The organism is Pseudazoarcus pumilus (assembly GCF_002872475.1).
Lineage (GTDB): Bacteria > Pseudomonadota > Gammaproteobacteria > Burkholderiales > Rhodocyclaceae > Pseudazoarcus > Pseudazoarcus pumilus.
This window is the reverse complement of the sequence record NZ_CP025682.1, coordinates 1,235,664-1,252,306: the sequence shown is the minus strand read 5'-3', so window position 1 is coordinate 1,252,306 and position 16,643 is coordinate 1,235,664. Positions and strand designations below refer to the sequence as shown.

Annotated in this window: 22 protein-coding genes; 2 read left to right on the top strand and 20 right to left on the bottom strand. The window is 65.6% G+C overall.

From position 1 onward, the window contains the following. Positions 1-8: 8 nt before the first annotated feature. Genes C0099_RS06050 through hisB form a run of 7 tightly spaced genes read right to left on the bottom strand, consistent with a single transcriptional unit; the run spans position 9 to position 3,899 of the window. Positions 9-356, bottom strand: coding sequence for a histidine triad nucleotide-binding protein (locus tag C0099_RS06050; protein WP_102246609.1), 348 nt, complete (start codon positions 354-356; stop codon positions 9-11). A 13-nt stretch (positions 357-369) separates the two neighbouring features. Next, positions 370-693 carry a phosphoribosyl-ATP diphosphatase gene (locus C0099_RS06045; protein WP_102246608.1) on the bottom strand — a complete coding sequence of 108 codons (324 nt, stop codon included), beginning with the start codon at positions 691-693 and terminating at the stop codon, positions 370-372. Beyond that, on the bottom strand, positions 690-1,079 hold the full coding sequence (hisI, locus tag C0099_RS06040; RefSeq protein ID WP_102246607.1) for a phosphoribosyl-AMP cyclohydrolase: 390 nt from the start codon (positions 1,077-1,079) through the stop codon (positions 690-692). The genes C0099_RS06045 and hisI overlap by 4 nt, the downstream gene beginning before the upstream one ends. Then, complete coding sequence (hisF, locus tag C0099_RS06035; RefSeq protein WP_102246606.1) at positions 1,076-1,834, bottom strand: imidazole glycerol phosphate synthase subunit HisF; 759 nt, start codon at positions 1,832-1,834, stop codon at positions 1,076-1,078. Before hisF ends, hisI begins: the two co-directional genes overlap by 4 nt. Beyond that, positions 1,834-2,583 carry a 1-(5-phosphoribosyl)-5-[(5-phosphoribosylamino)methylideneamino]imidazole-4-carboxamide isomerase gene (gene hisA / locus C0099_RS06030; RefSeq protein WP_102246605.1) on the bottom strand — a complete coding sequence of 250 codons (750 nt, stop codon included), beginning with the start codon at positions 2,581-2,583 and terminating at the stop codon, positions 1,834-1,836. Before hisA ends, hisF begins: the two co-directional genes overlap by 1 nt. Before the next feature lie 25 nt (positions 2,584-2,608). Next, on the bottom strand, positions 2,609-3,268 hold the full coding sequence (hisH, locus tag C0099_RS06025) for an imidazole glycerol phosphate synthase subunit HisH (RefSeq protein WP_102246604.1): 660 nt from the start codon (positions 3,266-3,268) through the stop codon (positions 2,609-2,611). 43 nt (positions 3,269-3,311) lie between these two features. Beyond that, positions 3,312-3,899, bottom strand: coding sequence for an imidazoleglycerol-phosphate dehydratase HisB (hisB, locus tag C0099_RS06020; protein WP_102246603.1), 588 nt, complete (start codon positions 3,897-3,899; stop codon positions 3,312-3,314). A 122-nt stretch (positions 3,900-4,021) separates the two neighbouring features. Here hisB and hisC point away from each other — a divergent pair, with 122 nt between their 5' ends. Continuing rightward, positions 4,022-5,092 (top strand): histidinol-phosphate transaminase, encoded by a 1,071-nt coding sequence (gene hisC / locus C0099_RS06015; RefSeq protein WP_102246602.1) that lies wholly within the window; start codon positions 4,022-4,024, stop codon positions 5,090-5,092. A gap of 105 nt (positions 5,093-5,197) precedes the next feature. On the opposite strand, the gene ltrA is transcribed toward hisC, so the two are convergent. The 3 genes from ltrA to hisG form a co-directional block, all read right to left on the bottom strand. Then, positions 5,198-6,568 carry a group II intron reverse transcriptase/maturase gene (gene ltrA, locus C0099_RS06010; protein WP_102246237.1) on the bottom strand — a complete coding sequence of 457 codons (1,371 nt, stop codon included), beginning with the start codon at positions 6,566-6,568 and terminating at the stop codon, positions 5,198-5,200. A 438-nt stretch (positions 6,569-7,006) separates the two neighbouring features. Continuing rightward, entirely contained in the window at positions 7,007-8,302 is a 1,296-nt protein-coding gene (hisD, locus tag C0099_RS06000) for a histidinol dehydrogenase (RefSeq protein WP_102246601.1), read from the bottom strand. Beyond that, positions 8,299-8,955, bottom strand: coding sequence for an ATP phosphoribosyltransferase (hisG, locus tag C0099_RS05995; protein WP_102246600.1), 657 nt, complete (start codon positions 8,953-8,955; stop codon positions 8,299-8,301). The genes hisD and hisG overlap by 4 nt, the downstream gene beginning before the upstream one ends. Before the next feature lie 142 nt (positions 8,956-9,097). Between hisG and rnk the strand changes: the two genes are divergently transcribed. Then, a complete protein-coding gene (gene rnk, locus C0099_RS05990) occupies positions 9,098-9,496 on the top strand; it encodes a nucleoside diphosphate kinase regulator (RefSeq protein WP_102246599.1) in 399 nt (132 codons plus the stop codon). Here the strand turns inward: rnk and murA are convergent, their stop codons facing one another. Genes murA through C0099_RS05940 form a run of 10 tightly spaced genes read right to left on the bottom strand, consistent with a single transcriptional unit; the run spans position 9,497 to position 16,611 of the window. Then, positions 9,497-10,747 (bottom strand): UDP-N-acetylglucosamine 1-carboxyvinyltransferase, encoded by a 1,251-nt coding sequence (murA, locus tag C0099_RS05985; protein ID WP_102246598.1) that lies wholly within the window; start codon positions 10,745-10,747, stop codon positions 9,497-9,499. Between the two features lie 6 nt (positions 10,748-10,753). Continuing rightward, a complete protein-coding gene (locus C0099_RS05980) occupies positions 10,754-11,014 on the bottom strand; it encodes a BolA family protein (protein WP_102246597.1) in 261 nt (86 codons plus the stop codon). A 23-nt stretch (positions 11,015-11,037) separates the two neighbouring features. Further along, a complete protein-coding gene (locus tag C0099_RS05975) occupies positions 11,038-11,829 on the bottom strand; it encodes an ABC transporter permease (RefSeq protein ID WP_102246596.1) in 792 nt (263 codons plus the stop codon). Next, positions 11,822-12,718 (bottom strand): ABC transporter ATP-binding protein, encoded by an 897-nt coding sequence (locus tag C0099_RS05970; RefSeq protein ID WP_102246595.1) that lies wholly within the window; start codon positions 12,716-12,718, stop codon positions 11,822-11,824. The genes C0099_RS05975 and C0099_RS05970 overlap by 8 nt, the downstream gene beginning before the upstream one ends. Next, the gene (locus tag C0099_RS05965; protein ID WP_332870253.1) at positions 12,718-13,011 is read right to left on the bottom strand and encodes an STAS domain-containing protein; all 294 of its coding nucleotides are present in this window, start codon (positions 13,009-13,011) and stop codon (positions 12,718-12,720) included. Before C0099_RS05965 ends, C0099_RS05970 begins: the two co-directional genes overlap by 1 nt. Positions 13,012-13,013: 2 nt before the next feature. Beyond that, on the bottom strand, positions 13,014-13,640 hold the full coding sequence (locus C0099_RS05960; protein ID WP_102246594.1) for an MlaC/ttg2D family ABC transporter substrate-binding protein: 627 nt from the start codon (positions 13,638-13,640) through the stop codon (positions 13,014-13,016). Beyond that, positions 13,637-14,491, bottom strand: a complete 855-nt coding sequence (locus tag C0099_RS05955) for an MlaA family lipoprotein (protein ID WP_102246593.1) — start codon at positions 14,489-14,491, stop codon at positions 13,637-13,639. The genes C0099_RS05960 and C0099_RS05955 overlap by 4 nt, the downstream gene beginning before the upstream one ends. A 52-nt stretch (positions 14,492-14,543) precedes the next feature. Then, positions 14,544-15,008 (bottom strand): outer membrane lipid asymmetry maintenance protein MlaD, encoded by a 465-nt coding sequence (mlaD, locus tag C0099_RS05950; protein ID WP_102246592.1) that lies wholly within the window; start codon positions 15,006-15,008, stop codon positions 14,544-14,546. Then, complete coding sequence (mlaE, locus tag C0099_RS05945) at positions 15,005-15,796, bottom strand: lipid asymmetry maintenance ABC transporter permease subunit MlaE (RefSeq protein WP_102246591.1); 792 nt, start codon at positions 15,794-15,796, stop codon at positions 15,005-15,007. Before mlaE ends, mlaD begins: the two co-directional genes overlap by 4 nt. Then, on the bottom strand, positions 15,793-16,611 hold the full coding sequence (locus tag C0099_RS05940; protein WP_102246590.1) for an ABC transporter ATP-binding protein: 819 nt from the start codon (positions 16,609-16,611) through the stop codon (positions 15,793-15,795). The genes mlaE and C0099_RS05940 overlap by 4 nt, the downstream gene beginning before the upstream one ends. Positions 16,612-16,643 lie beyond the last annotated feature (32 nt).

The following is a 16,643-nucleotide window of genomic DNA, read 5'->3' as shown; positions in this document are numbered from 1 at the left end:
CGCTCTCCTCAATGCTTCAACATGGCCGGCAACACGTCCGGACCACCTAGTATATGGACGTGCAAATGATACACCTCCTGCCGCCCCACTCGCCCGGTATTGACGATCGTCCGGTAGCCTTCTTCGAGTCCCTGCTGGCGTGCCAGATCCGCAGCCACCGTCATGATCTTGCCCATCAGGGCTGCGTGCTCCGCGCGCACCTCGAGCATCGACTCGACGTGCGCCTTGGGGATGACCAGAAAATGCACCGGAGCCGCCGGCCGGATGTCATGGAAGGCGACCACGTCGTCGTCCTCGAAGAGCTTGTTCGCCGGGATGTCGCCGGCGACGATCTTGCAGAAAATACAGTCGCTCACGCGCGCCTCCGTGTCACTTGTTGCGGGCGTTCTTCTCGTCGATGCCGGAAATGCCCTCGCGCCGACGGAATTCGGCGACGACATCGTCGACGCCCAGTCCATGGTGCCTCAACAGCACCAGCGAATGAAACCACAGATCGACGACTTCGCGCACCAGATGCAGGCGATCGCCGTCCTTGGCGGCCATGATGGTCTCGGCCGCTTCTTCCGCGACTTTCTTGCAGATCGCGTCATTGCCCTTGGCATACAGGCTCGACACGTAGGACGAATCCGGGTTCGCGCTCTTGCGCGCCTCGAGCGTGTCGGACACGCGACGCAGCACTTCGAGATCGATCATTTGTAGATGTCCTTCGGAGACTTGATCACCGGCTCGACCGCTTCCCAGCGCCCGTCGGCCATTCGGCGCTGGAAGAAGCAACTGTGGCGACCGGTGTGGCAGGCGATGCCGCCGACCTGTTCGACCTTGAGCAGCACCACGTCGTTGTCGCAGTCGATGCGCATGTCGAGCACGCGCTGCGTGTGGCCGGACTCCTCGCCCTTGTGCCACAGCTTCCCGCGCGAGCGCGACCAATACACGGCCTCGCCCAGTTCGGCGGTGCGCGCGAGCGCCTCGCGATTCATCCACGCGAACATCAGCACGTCGCCCGAGGACGCCTCCTGCGCGATCACCGGAACGAGCCCGTGTTCGTCCCAGCGCACCTCGTCGAGCCAGGCCTCGCTCACAGCCGCACCTCGATGCCGCGCGCGCGCATGACTTCCTTGGCCTCGCGCACCGTGTGCTGGCCGAAGTGGAAGATGCTCGCGGCCAGCACCGCGTCGGCATGGCCGATGGACACGCCGTCGGCCAGATGATCGAGATTGCCCACCCCGCCACTGGCGATCACCGGCACCGTCACCGCGTCCGACACCGCACGCGTGAGTTCCAGATCGAAGCCTGACTTGGTGCCGTCGCGGTCCATGCTGGTGAGCAGGATCTCGCCCGCGCCCAGCGCCACCACGCGCTGCGCCCACCCCACCGCGTCGAGCCCGGTATCGTTGCGACCGCCGTGGGTGAACACGTGCCACACGCCCGGCGCGACGGCCTTGGCGTCGATGGCCACCACGATGCACTGGCTGCCGACCTTGCCGGAGGCCTCCGCCACCAGCTGCGGGTTGTTTACGGCCGCGGTGTTGATGCTGACCTTGTCGGCGCCGGCGTTGAGCAGACGGCGCACATCGTCGACGCTGCGCACGCCGCCACCCACCGTGAGCGGGATGAAGACCTGGTTGGCGACTTCCTCGACCACATGCAGGATGATGTCACGCGCGTCCGAACTGGCGGTGATGTCGAGAAAGGTCAGTTCGTCCGCCCCCTGCTCGTCGTAGCGACGCGCGATCTCGACCGGATCGCCGGCGTCGCGCAGTTCGACGAAGTTCACGCCCTTGACCACGCGGCCGGCGTTGACGTCGAGGCAGGGAATGATGCGCTTGGCGAGCATCAGTTGCCGGCGCCGTTCAGCTCGTCCGCGCGCGCCTGCGCGGCGGCGAAATCCAGCGTGCCTTCGTAGATCGCGCGGCCGGTGATGGCACCCATTACGCCCTCGTCCTCGACCGCGCACAGGCGGTCGATGTCGGCCAGGTCGGTAATGCCGCCGCTGGCGATGACCGGGATGCGCAAGGCCTGCGCCAGACGCACGGTGGCCTCGATGTTGACGCCGGAGAGCATGCCGTCGCGGCCGATGTCGGTGTAGACCACGGCTTCGACGCCGTAGTCCTCATATTTTTTCGCCAGATCGACGACGTCGTGGCCGGTGATCTTGGACCAACCGTCGGTCGCCACCTTGCCGTCGCGCGCATCCAGGCCGACGATGACGTGGCCCGGGAAGGCCGTGCACGCGTCCTGCAGAAAGCCGGGGTTTTTTACCGCGGCGGTGCCGATGATGACGTAGTGGATGCCGCTGTCCAGATAGGCCTCGATGGTGTCCAGGTCGCGGATGCCGCCGCCCAGTTGCACCGGCAGTTCGTCGCCGACCTCTTCGACGATGGCGCGGATCGCGGCTTCGTTCTTCGGCTTGCCGGCAAAGGCGCCGTTGAGGTCGACAAGGTGGAGGCGGCGCGCACCCAGATCGACCCAGTGGCGCGCCATCGCGCCGGGGTCGTCGGAGAATACGGTGGCGTCGTCCATTTCACCTTGCTTGAGGCGGACGCAGTGTCCGTCCTTCAGGTCGATGGCGGGGATCAGCAGCATAGGGGAATCTTGTTGGGCGGGTGGATCAACGGGACGGAATCTCGGGATTCCAGGAGACGAAATTGGCGAGCAACTGCAGGCCGGCGGTGGCGCTCTTCTCGGGATGGAACTGGACCGCGAAGATGTTAGCCCGGCCGACCGCACTGGTAAAGCGCACGCCGTAGTCGGTGTGCGCGGTCGCGTCCGCCTCGCTCGCCGGCGCGATATGGAAACTGTGTACGAAATAGAAGCGTTCGCCGTCAGCGATGCCCCTCCACAACGGATGCGACGGATCGACCTGGCGCACTTCGTTCCAGCCCATGTGCGGCACCTTCAGGCGCATGCCGTCGGGCGCGCTCATGCGCGCATCCGAGGGGAAACGCACGACACGTCCGGGCAGGATGCCCAGCCCCGGCACGTCGCCTTCCTCGCTGTGTTCGAAGAGCATCTGCTGGCCGATGCAGATTCCCAGAAAGGGCTTGGTCGCAGCGGCTTCGACGACGGCCTCGCGCGCACCGCGCGCATCGAGCTCGCGCATGCAATCGGGCATCGCGCCCTGTCCAGGAAAAACCACCCGCTCGGCACGCGCGACATCGCGCGGGTCGGAGGTGACGATCACCTGCGCATCCGGTGCAACATGCTCGATGGCCTTGGCCACCGAACGCAGGTTGCCCATGCCGTAATCGATGATGGCGATATGCGTCATCGCTGCTTCGCTCGCTGTTCGATGCCGGGGCTGCGGGAACGGATCAGAGCGCACCCTTGGTAGAAGGCACGCTGCCGGCCGTGCGCTCGTCACGCTCGGCAGCCATGCGCAGGGCGCGGCCGAAGGCCTTGAAGATGGTCTCGCACTGATGGTGCGCGTTGTCGCCGCGCAGGTTGTCGATGTGCAGCGTCACGGCGGCGTGGTTGACGAAGCCCTGGAAGAACTCCCGCGCCAGATCCACGTCGAAGCTGCCGATCCGCGCCCGCGTGTAATCGACGAAATAGTGCAGCCCGGGCCGGCCGGAGAAATCCAGGACAACACGCGACAATGCCTCGTCGAGCGGCACGTACGCATGGCCGTAGCGACGGATGCCTTTCTTCTCGCCCAGCGCTTTGGCGAAAGCCTGACCCAGCGTGATGCCGACATCCTCGACGGTGTGATGATCGTCGATGTGCGTGTCGCCCTCGGCGCGTACATCGAGGTCGATCACGCCATGACGCGCGATCTGGTCGAGCATGTGATCAAGAAAGGGAACGCCGGTCGCAAAACAGCCGTTGCCGCTGCCGTCGAGGTTGATGCTGACGGTGATGCGGGTTTCGAGCGTATCGCGGGTGACTTCTGCCTGCCGCATGAGTGTCCGTTCGGGGTAGTGAAAGGGTTGCCATGGCAGGGCCATGGACACGCCATGATACCATCGCCGCGCTGCAATCCGCACGCAGCAGCCCCTTCGACTCAAGCCCGACTGGAAGCACGATGAGCCGTTACTGGAGCCCCGTCGTTCACGGACTCGACCCCTATGTCCCCGGCGAACAGCCGCGCGTGGACAATCTGATCAAGCTCAACACCAACGAAAGCCCCTACGGCCCGTCTCCGAAGGCGATTGCCGCCATTCGCAACGCCGCCGACGAGGCCCTGCGTCTGTACCCGGACCCGCGCGGTCTGGGCCTGTGCGAGGCACTGGCAAAACGCTTCGGCGTCAAGCCCGAGCAGATTTTCGTCGGCAATGGCTCGGACGAGGTGCTGGCCCACATCTTCCACGCCCTGCTCAAGCACGAGCGCGCGCTGTGGATGCCGGACATCACCTACAGCTTCTACCCGGTGTATTGCGGCCTCTACGGCATCGCGTACGAGTCCATCGCGCTCAACGAGGATTTCTGCATCCGCGCCGACGACTATCTGCCGCGCGAGGACGCGCGTGCCGGCGCCATCATCTTCGCCAACCCCAACGCGCCGACCGGACGTCCGCTGGCGCTGGGCGAGGTCGAGCGCATCGTCGCCGCCAACCCGCAGTGCGTGGTGGTGGTGGACGAGGCCTACGTGGATTTCGGCGGCGAGAGCGCGGTAGCGCTGGTGAATCAGTACCCCAACCTGCTGGTGGTGCAGACCTTCTCCAAGTCGCGCGCGCTGGCTGGCCTGCGTGTGGGCTACGCCATCGGCCATGCCGATCTGATCGAAGCCCTGGAGCGCGTCAAGAACTGCTTCAACTCCTACCCGCTCGACCGCCTGGCACTGGCCGGCGCGATGGCTTCGGTCGAGGATGAGGCCTACTTCCGCGAGACCTGCGACAAGGTCATCGCCAGCCGCGATCAACTCACGGGCGATCTGACAGCGCTGGGTTTCGAAGTGCTGCCGTCGGCCACCAACTTCGTCTTCGCCCGCCATCCCGACCACGATGCGGCTGGTCTGGCGAAGGCACTGCGCGAGCGCGCCATCCTCGTGCGTCACTTCGCCAAGCCGCGCATCGATCAGTTCCTGCGCATCACCATCGGCACCGAGGCGCAGTGCGCGAAGCTGGTGACCGCGCTGCGGGAAATTCTGGGCTGATTCACGGTCGTGATGATCGGGATAGGGGCGGTCAGCTTACCTGACCGTTCCCCTCCCACACCACCCGGCATGCGGGTCCGCACCGGGCGGTTCGAGCAGTTGAGGTCATGAGAGCCGGGGCACTCCGATCCGGTCGAAGTAGGCGATAGGCATTGCCCGGTTCAGCGCCATGCGGCTGTTGCGCCACCAGCACCGACTGTTCGCGGCCACCTTGCGAGCGTCCGCCTCCGAAGCGCCCAGCGCTTTCAACTCCCGATACATCGTCGTACTCCGGCGCCAGTGCTTGAGCTGCACGGCACGCAGCCGGTGTCGAATCCACTCGTCGAGTCCGCGGAACACTTGCGGCGTCTGCGCGAGCTGGAAGTAGGCCTTCCAGCCCGGCATGTAAGTCCGGAGTTGTTCGGCGATCTCCGGCAGGCTACGCCCACCCGAGCGACGCGTCATTTGTCGGATGCGTTGCTTGAAGGTCTCTTTGGCCTTGTCCGCCACCTTGCATTTGACCTGACCGCCTCGGCCATACCAGAAGGCATAACCGAGAAACTTCCGGCCAGATGCGGGCGCGACGGCCGTCTTGGCCTCATTGACCTTCAGATGGAGTCGGTCGTAGAGCTTGCGCAGCCCGTCCAACACGCGTTCGCCCGCACGACGGCTGCGTACATATACGTTGCAGTCGTCGGCGTAACGCACGAAGCGGTGACCGCGCTGTTCCAACTCCCGATCCACCTCGTCGAGCAGCACGTTGGCCAGCAGCGGCGACAATGGCCCGCCTTGCGGCGTGCCCTCGTAGCGTTCCATGACCACTCCACCCTCCATGATCCCGGCCACGAGGTAGCGACGAATCAGCCGTAGCACGGCTTTGTCGTTGATGCGCCTCGATAACCGTTCCATCAGGATGTCGTGATTGACCCGGTCGAAGAATTTCTCCAGATCCACATCGACCACCACCCGGTAGCCGTCCTGCACGTAGCGCTGTGCATCGAGCACCGCGTCATGCGCACGGCGTCCCGGTCGAAAGCCATAGCTATGTTCGGAGAACGTCGGATCAATCTTGCGCTGCAAGACTTGCAGCAGGGCTTGCTGGATCAGCCGATCCGTCACCGTCGGTATCCCCAATTCACGCACGCCCCCGTCGGGTTTCGGAATCTGGACACGGCGCACCGGCGCGGGCCGGTAGCTGCCGTCCAGTAACGTTTCCCGAATCCGGGGCCAGTGCGCTCTCAGGTAGTCCGCCGTCTCGGCAATCGACCGACCATCCACCCCTGCACTGCCGCGATTGGATTTGACGCGCTTCCACGCCGCCTCCATGTTCGCGCTCGCGAGCACCTGCGCAAGCAGGCCCTCTCGCCCCGGGCTTCCAGTTGCATGCCGCGCCGTCCGTGCTTCATCACGCATCGCCTCAAGCGCGGCTTCACCCCGCCCTCCCGCGTTGCGCCCCGCATGACCGGGCTTCTGATGCACTGCACGTTCGAGCGACATGGCCTTCGGCCCTCCTACTCGTTCGGCCCTTCGCCCCAGCACGGCAGCTACTACGGCCTCTGCTGACTTCTCGCTCCGGCTCGGCGCCGTCGCCCTTTCAGACACAAAGCGAGATCTCCCCAGGTAAGAACGCACTCCTTCGCTGCACAACCGCCGGATCTACGCCGCTTCGCCTTGATCACGAGAGCTTCGCGGTTTCATGCCCGCTCGCCCTGCTCGGCAGCGCCTTCTATCCGATTCTTGTTCATCGGCTCGCAGCTTATGCTCCACGCTTCCTCCCCACACTCGGTCACCCTCATGCAGTTGCGCTTCACTTCGTTCGCTGTGATCAACTTACGGCGGGACTCGCACCCGCAGGAGTGCGCCCATGCTGGGCGCACAAGAAAACAAACGGGGCGCCATGCGGCGCCCCGTTTTCGTTTCAGTTCCCTGCAGCGCTCACTTCAGCCGCATCTCGGCCGAGCGCGCGTGCGCCTGCAAGCCTTCCCCATGCGCGAGGATGGAAGCCACGCGACCGAGCTTCTGCGCGCCGGCCTCGGAAATCTCGATGATGCTGGTGCGCTTCTGGAAGTCATACACCCCCAGCGGCGACGAGAAGCGCGCGCTGCGCATGGTCGGCAGCACGTGATTGGGGCCGGCGCAGTAGTCGCCCAGCGCCTCGACCGACCAGTGGCCGACGAAGATCGCACCCGCGTGGCGAATGTGGTCGACCCACTGCCCGGCATCTTCCAGCGACAGTTCCAGGTGCTCCGGCGCGATGCGGTTGGCGATCGCGCAGGCCTGTTCCAGCGACTCGACGTGGATCAGCGCACCGCGGTTCTTCAGCGAGGTGGCGATGGTGTCGCGGCGCGGCATGGTCGGCAGCAGGCGCTCGATGCTGGCCGCGACGGCTTCGATGAAGTCCGCGTCGGTGCACAGCAGGATGGATTGGGCGAGCTCGTCGTGTTCGGCCTGCGCGAACAGATCCATCGCCACCCAGTCCGGGTTGCCGCTGCCGTCGGAGATGATCAGCACCTCGGACGGCCCGGCCACCATGTCGATGCCCACCGTGCCGAACACGCGGCGCTTGGCCTCTGCCACGTAGGCGTTGCCGGGGCCGACGATCTTGTCCACCTGCGGCAGGGTCTGCGTGCCGTAGGCCAGCGCGGCCACGGCCTGCGCGCCGCCGATGGTGAACACGCGATCGACGCCGGTGATCGCCGCGGCGGCCAGCACCAGCGGGTTCTTCTCGCCGCCCGGCGTGGGCACCACCATGATGAGTTCCTTGACCCCGGCGACCTTGGCCGGAATCGCGTTCATCAGCACCGAACTGGGGTAGGACGCGCGCCCGCCCGGCACATACAGGCCGACACGGTCGAGCGGCGTGACCTTCTGGCCCAGGCGCGTGCCGTCTTCCTCGGTATAGCTCCAGGATTCGGCCGTCTGGCGCTCGTGGTAGCGGCGCACGCGGTCGGCAGCTTCACGCAGCGCCTCGCGCTGCTCGACCGAGAGGCTGCCGAGCGCGGCGCGCAACTCCGAATGCGGCAGTTCGAGCTGCGCCATGCCCGACACGTCTAGGCGGTCGAAGCGGCGCGTGTATTCGATCACCGCCGCGTCACCCGTGGTGCGCACGGCGGCGAGGATGTCGGTGACGGCGTCGTTGATGCGCGCGTCGGCCCCGCCCTCGAAGGCGAGCAGCGCGTCGAGTTCGGCGAGGAAACCCGGCTCGCGGGCATTCATGCGGCGGATGGTCATGCGTTTTCCTTGCTGCCGATGGCGCCGGCGAAGGCGTCGAGCATCGGCTGGATGCGTTCGTGCTTAAGCTTCAGCGAGGCCTGGTTCACCACCAGACGCGAGCTGATGTCGCGGATGTGTTCGACCTCCACGAGCCCGTTGGCCCGTAGCGTGCCGCCGGTGGACACCAGATCGACGATGGCGTCGGCCAGCCCGACCAGCGGCGCGAGCTCCATCGAGCCGTACAGCTTGATGAGATCCACGTGCACGCCTTTCTCGGCGAAGTGCGCCTTGGCGCTCTCGATGTACTTGGTCGCGACGCGGATTCGACCGCCCGGACGCGACGCGGTTTCGTAATCGAAGCCCTCGCGCGTGGCCACGCTCAGGCGGCAGCGCGCGATCTCCAGGTCCAGCGGCTGGTACAGCCCTTCGCCGCCATGTTCGAGCAGCACGTCCTTGCCGGCGATGCCCAGATCGGCCGCGCCGTACTGGACATAGGTCGGGGTGTCGGACGCGCGCACGATCACCAGCCGCACATCCGGCTGGTTGGTCCCGATGATCAGCTTGCGCGAAGACTCGGGATTCTCCGCGGGCACGATGCCGGCTGCCTCGAGCAGCGGCAGGGTCTCGTCGAAGATGCGTCCCTTGGACAGGGCGATGGTGATACCGGACACGAAGGACTTCCTTTGCGGCGAGCAAAGGGGTAGATTGTACCCCGGCAGGCGAAGTGTTAGCCTGCCGGAAAATGGCTGACCCGCGCTGGGCGCGGATCAGCCATTTCTCTTTTGTTCGCTGAACTTGTTACGGAATGCGGCCATGAAACCCGAAATCATCGTCTCCAGCACCGACCTCGACCGCCTGGAGGGCCTGCTCGCCACGCCTGCCGCGCGCAATCGCCGCGACCTCGATGGCCTGCGCGACGAACTCGATCGCGCGCAGATCGTCGAGCCCGAGGCCCTGCCCCGCGACGTCGTGACCATGGCCAGCCGCATCCGCATCCGCGAACTGCCCAGCGGGCGCGAGCGTGAGCTGGTGCTGACCTGGCCGGGCGACCGCAGTCACCCGGACGACGGCATCTCGGTATTCACGCCGGCCGGCAGCGCCCTGCTCGGCCTGTCGACCGGCCAGATCATCGACTGGCCGACCGTCGAGGGCCACAGCGCGCGCCTCGAAGTGCTCGAAGTCCTCTCGCAGCCGGCCATTCAGACCGCCTGATCAGTTCACGCGACGCACCTTCGCGCCGAGCGCACCGAGCTTGTCCTCGAGGCGCTCGTAGCCGCGGTCGAGATGGTAGATGCGCTCGATGACGGTCTCGTCCTCGGCCACCAGGCCTGCGATCACCAGACTGGCCGAGGCGCGCAGATCGGTGGCCATCACCGTCGCGCCTTCGAGCCTGGCCACACCGCGCACCACGGCGGTATTGCCGTCGATGGCAATGTCCGCCCCCAGTCGCTGCAACTCCACCGCGTGCATGAAACGGTTCTCGAAGATGGTTTCGCGAATCACCGCCGAGCCTTCCGCGACCGTGTTGATCGCCATGAACTGCGCCTGCATGTCGGTAGGGAAGGCAGGATACGGCGCGGTGCGCACGTCCACGGCCTTCAGGCGACGCGGGGCACGCAGGTGGATCGCGTCGGCCTCGGTCGTGATCTCGCACCCGGCCTCGACAAGCTTGTCGACGACCGAATCCAGATAGGTCGCCGAGGTGTGCGTGAGTCGCGCCTCACCCCCGGTAGCCGCGATCGCACACAGGTAGGTGCCCGTCTCGATACGGTCGGGCATGATGCGGTGCGTGGCCCCGTGCAGACGCTCGACGCCGCGCACGCGGATGACGTCGGTGCCCGCCCCCTCGATGCGCGCGCCCATCGCCGTCAGGCAATTGGCCAGATCCACGATCTCGGGCTCGCGCGCGGCGTTCTCGATGACCGACTCGCCATCGGCCATCGTGGCGGCCATCATCAGATTGGCCGTGCCGGTGACGGTGACCATCTCGGTGACCAGGCGTGCTCCCTTGAGCCGCGACGCCACCGCATGCACGTAGCCATGCTCAACGCTGACCTGCGCGCCCATGGCCTGCAGACCGCGGATGTGCTGATCCACGGGCCGGGCGCCGATGGCGCAACCGCCCGGCAGCGACACGCGCGCCTCGCCGCAGCGGGCGAGCAGCGGCCCGAGCACGAGAATCGACGCGCGCATGGTCTTGACCATCTCGTAGGGCGCCACCGGCTCGGTGATCTGCGCCGCATCCAGCGTCACCGTTTCGCCTTCGCGCTCGCATTGGACGCCCATGCGGGCAAGCAGCCGCAGCAGGGTGTCGATGTCGTTCAGACGCGGCACGTTGGTGAAACGCACCGGCTCGCGCGTGAGCAGTGCCGCACACAGCAACGGCAGCGCGGCGTTCTTCGCACCCGAGATCGCGACCTCACCGCGCAGGCGCGCCGCACCCTCGATCAGCAGCTTGTCCATCCGCGTTCAGTACCCCAGAGACGAGCGCACCGTGGTCCAGCGCGCCGGCGTATAGGTCTTCAGCCCCAGGGCGTGGATCTCGCCGCTGTCCAGCCGGTCGCCCAGCGTCGCCTTGACCATGCGGTGCTGGTCCGGCAGGGAGATGCCCTCGAACAGCGGGCTGACCACGACCGCACTGAAATGCACGCCGTCATCCCCCTTCACGTCGACGAATTCGCAATCGAGTCCGTCCGCGATCAGCCGTTCGATTTCCGATGCTTGAAACATGTTCTGCAATTCCTCTGTTGCGCTCAGTTGCGTAGTTTGTAGCCCCGCGCGAGCAGCGCGAGCGTGACCGCTGCGAGTACCGCCAGGCTGATGCCGACAACCGCCAGACTGCGCCACGGCGACACGTCGGACTGACCGAAGAAGCCGTAGCGGAATCCGTCGATCATGTAGAAGAACGGATTGGCGTGCGAGACGTCCTGCCACAGCGGGGGCAGCGAATGGATCGAATAGAATACGCCGGAAAGCATGGTCAGCGGCATGATCAGGAAGTTCTGGAAGGCCGCGAGCTGGTCGAACTTCTCCGCAACGATGCCCGCGACGACCCCCATCGAACCGAGGATCGCGCCGCCGGCGAGAGCGAACATCAGCACCCACAGCGGATGGGCCATCGGCACCTCGACCAGCGGCATCGCGGCCAGCAGCACGCCGGTGCCGACGAACAGGCCTCGCAGCATCGCCGCACCGACGTAGGCGCAATAGAACTCCAGATACGAGATCGGCGGCAACAGCACGAACACGATGTTGCCGGTGATCTTGCTCTGGATCAGCGAAGACGAGGTATTGGCGAAGGCGTTCTGCAGCAGCGACATCATGATCAGGCCGGGCACCAGAAAGGTGGTGTAACCGATGTCGCCATACACGGTGACATGGCGGTCGAGCACGTGCGAGAAAATCAGCAGGAACAGGATCGCCGTGAGCACGGGCGCCATCACGGTCTGGAAGCCGACCTTCCAGAAGCGCAGCACCTCCTTGTAGAGCAGCGTGCGAAAACCCGTCCAGCGCGATGATTCTGGACGCGGCGCAAACTCAGGCACGACTCATGACCTCCACGAACACCTCTTCCAGATCGGGCTCGCCGATGCGCATCTCCTCGACGGCCGCCCCGGCTTCACGAAGCCGCATGAGCAGCGGCTCGACATCGGCGTAGGTATCGAAGCCGAAACTGACCCAGCCATCCTCGGCCGAGGTCCCGCCCAGCGCCACGCCGATGCCCGGATTGCGCATGCGCACCGACAGGTTGTGGGTGGCGAAACGTTGCAGCAGTGCGCGCGTCGCATCGAGCGCAACTACGCGCCCGCCCTTGAGCATCGCGATGCGTCCGCACAAGGCTTCGGCCTCTTCGAGGTAATGCGTGGTCAGCACGATGGTGTGGCCGTCGCGATTGAGCTTGCGGATGAAGTGCCACAAGCCCTGGCGCAGTTCGACGTCGACGCCGGCGGTCGGCTCGTCGAGCACGATCACCGGCGGACGATGCACCAGCGCCTGCGCGACCAGCACACGACGCTTCATGCCGCCGGAGAGCGTGCGCATGTTCGATTCGGCCTTGGGCAGCAGGTCGAGGCTGTCGAGCACCTCGTCGATCCACGCGTCGTTGTTGGCGATGCCGAAGTAACCCGACTGGATGCGCAGCAGCTCGCGCACCGAGAAGAAGGGGTCGAACACCAGCTCCTGCGGCACCACGCCAAGTTGCATGCGTGCGTTGCGGTAGTCGGTAACGACGTCGTGACCCATCACCGCCAGTCGCCCTGAAGTGGGGCGCGCCAAGCCGGCGAGCGCGGAGATCAGCGTGGTCTTGCCCGCGCCATTGGGTCCGAGCAGGCCGAAAAACTCCCCCTGCCCGACCTCCAGGCTGACACCAGACAGGGCTTCGAGGTCGCCGTAGCGCTTGGTGACCGATTCGATGCTGAGTGCAGGAACCGACATCAGGTGCTGACCGCCGCCTCGTCGCGCGGCAGCAACTCGGCCACGCCGTACAGCGCCGCGAGGCTCTCGAGCCCGGGCGGCAGCCCCCCCACGCGCAAATCGTGGCCGGCCGCCGCAGCGACGCGCTGCCAGTCGAAGAGCAGCGCGAGCGCGGCCGAATCGGCCTCGCGGACCTGCGAGAAATCGACCACCAGGTCGCCCTCCTGCGCCGCAGCGCGGCCCTCGGCCAGACAGCCTGCGGCATTGGCCATGGTCAGCGCACCCTGCGGTGCGAATCGACGCGCCCCGGACACGGTCAGGATTTCCCCTCGGCTCGTTTGGCGATCTCGCTGCCGCGCGTCTCGAGCGCGCGAATCAGCCCGTCGATGCCGCCATTGCGGATCTCCTGCGCGAAGGTGCTGCGGTAATTGGTCACCAGGCTCACGCCGGCGATGACGACATCGAAGACCTTCCAGCCGTCGGCCTGGCGCTCGAGCACGTAGTCCACCGCCACCGGCTGTCCGCCGGACTGCTCGATCTGGGTCTGCACGCGTACCGTTCGGTCGTCCGGGTTCATGCGCAGCGGACGGAAGTTCACCTTCTGGTCGCTGTATTCGGTGAGCGCATTCGAATAGGTGCGCACCAGCATGTCGTAGAAGGCATCGACGAGACGATCACGCTGCGCCTCGGAGGCGTTACGCCAGTCGCGCCCGACCGCCAGCATCGTCATGCGGCGAAAATCGAAATGCGGTAGCACCGTCTCCTCGATCAGCTTGACCGCGCGATCGGTGTCACCGTTCTTCAAGCGTTCATCCGTTTGCAGGATCTCGAGCACTTCCTCGGTCAGCGCACGCACCAGTTCGTCGGGCTTGTCGTTCGGCACCGACGCCACCGCGAAGGGCGCAGCAAGCGCGAAACACAGGGCCAGCAACAGGTTCTTCATCGCAGATCTCCCGCCATCGGTTCGAAGCGTTCGCGTTCGACCACGAACGGCTCGACGAATTCGATTTCCGACACCGCCGCGAACGCCACCGCATCGGGAAGTGCCCGGTACATCGTGCCGCGCGAGGACGCGCCATTGTCGAAGTCCTCGTACTCGAGCGGCGGATTGCCGTCATGAATCTTGAAGCGGCGCTGCTGCAGATAGGCGTCGCGCACGAAGGCATACTTGTCGAGTTGCTCGTCGAGCGTACGGTCGGCCCCGAGAAGCATCGAGCGACCATGCACCACGCGCAGCGCGATCAGCGAATTGCGCGTGCGCACGTGATCGATCGGAACCAGCCCGCCGCCCTTGATGTCGACCGGCGTGGCCACCGCGTCGCGCACCGTGCGCGGACCGAGCAGCGGCAGCACCACGTAGGCCCCGTCACCCACGCCCCATACCGCCAGCGTCTGCCCCAGATCCTCGTCATGCTTGGGCAGTCCCGCCTCGGTCGCGACGTCGAAGATGCCGAGAATGCCGAACACGGTGTTGATGCCAAAGCGCATCAGGTCCGACATGCCGTCGCCGACCTTGCCCTGCAGCAGGTTGTTGACGCCGATCCACACGTCACCGATGTTCGAGAACACGTTGCCCACGCCGGTGCGCACCAGCTCCGGCGTGACCGTTTCGTAGGCCTGCGCGGCCGGTCTCAGCACGGCCTTGTCCACGCCCTCGTTGAAGCTGAACATCGCCCGGTTGTACCCCTCGAGCGGGTCGTCCGGATTGTGCGGACGCGAGGCACAGCCGCTGGCCAGCAGCACGCAGCAGGCCAGCAGCAGGAACACTGAACGGGATTTCGGTTTCTCTGTCATCACGATTCTCGCTTGTTCTTGGTTCGTTCTTGTCTGATGCGGGCGACCCCGGTCATTCCTGCGGAGCCTGCGCACGGTCGAACAGGAATTGTCCGATGAGCTTCTCGAGCACGATCGCCGACTGGGTGATCTGCAAGATCTCGCCATCTTCGAGCATCTCGATGTCGCCACCCGGGTCGAGCCCGATGTATTGCTCGCCGAGCAGCCCGGAGGTGAGGATGGAGGCGATCGTATCGCGCGGGAATTCGTAATCGCTCGAGACTTTCATGCGCACTTCGGCGCGAAAGCTATTGTTGTCGAAATCGATCGAGTCGACGCGCCCCACCACCACACCGGCGCTCTTGACCGGTGCGCGCACCTTGAGCCCGCCGATGTTGTCGAACTGCCCGCGCACCACGTAGGCGTTGGAGAGGTCGACGCTGGACACGTTGCCCACGCGCAAGGCGAGAAAGAACAGTGCGCCGATGCCGACCAGGACGAAGATCCCGACCCACAGGTCGAGGCTGCTACGGCTCATGACGTCCCCCGGAACATGAATGAGGTGAGAATGAAGTCCAACGCCAGGATCGCCAGCGCCGAGGTGACGACGGTGCGCGTGATCGCGCGTGAGATGCCCTCGGCGGTGGGATGGCAATCGTAACCTTCGAACACCGCGATCAACGAAACTGCGACCCCGAACACGACGCTCTTGATGACGCCGTTCATGATGTCGTAGCGGAAATCGACCGCCGCCTGCATCTGCGACCAGAAGGCCCCGGCATCGACGCCGATGACGACCACGCCGATCAGCCAGCCGCCGAGGATGCCCATCGCGGTGAAGATCGCCGCGAGCAGCGGCATCGAGATCACGCCACCCCAGAAGCGCGGTGCGACCACACGTGCGATCGGGTTGACCGCCATCATGTCCATGGCCTTGAGCTGTTCGGTGGTCTTCATCAGACCGATCTCGGCCGTGACCGCCGAGCCGGCGCGGCTGGCGAACAACAGCCCGGCCACCACCGGGCCGAGTTCACGCGTCAGCGACAGCGCGACCAGCACGCCCAGCGCATCGCCCGAACCGAAGCGCTGCAGCGTCTCGTAGCCCTGCAGCCCGAGCACCATGCCGACGAACAGCCCGGAGACGACGATGATCAGCAAGGAGAGCACGCCGCTGAAATAGATTTCGCGGATGGTCAGATGCACGCGGCGCAGCGACTGCCCCGAATACACCAGCAGCATCGCGAAAAAGCGCGCGGCAAACCCGAGCCGCCACACGCCCGCGCTGACCATCGCGCCGAGGCGGCGCACGGCCGAGACGGTGCTCATGTCGCGCTCCCGCGCAGCAGGCTGTCGCCAAAGGCCGGCGCCGGGTAATGGAAAGGCACCGGTCCGTCGGCCTCGGCGTTGATGAACTGATGCACGAAGGCGTCGCTCGACGCGCGGATTTCCTCGGGCGTACCCTCGGCAACGATCTTGCCGTCAGAGACGAAATACACGTAGTCGACGATCTCGAGCGACTCATGCACGTCGTGCGTGACCATCACCGTGCTCGCACCCAGCGCATCATTGAGGCGGCGAATGAGCTGACCGATCACGCCCAGCGAGATCGGGTCGAGCCCGGCGAAGGGCTCGTCGTACATGATCAGCATCGGATCGAGCGCAATCGCGCGAGCCAGTGCAACACGACGCGCCATGCCGCCGGACAATTCCGACGTGGCAAGTTCCGCCGCACCGCGCAACCCGACCGCGTTGAGCTTCATCAACACCAGATCGCGCAGCATGCTCTCGGGCAGATCGGTGTGCTCGCGTAGCGGAAAGGCGACGTTCTCGAACACGCTCATGTCGGTAAACAGCGCGCCGAACTGGAACAGCATGCCCATGCGCCTGCGCAGCGCGTACAGATCGTGCGTGCCCAGCGCGCCCAGTTCCTGGCCATCGACTTCGACCTGGCCGGCCGCTGCACGCAACTGCCCGCCGATCAGGCGCAGCAGCGTGGTCTTGCCGCAACCACTGCCGCCCATGATCGCAACCACCTGACCGCGTCGCACGGAGAGGTCGACACCGTCCAGGATGGCGCGCTCACCGTAGGCGAAACGGACCCCCTGAAGGCGAACGAGAGGTTGTTCTGAGGCGGATTGCAAGGCAGCGAAACCCGAGCAGGAAGTAGCGGCGA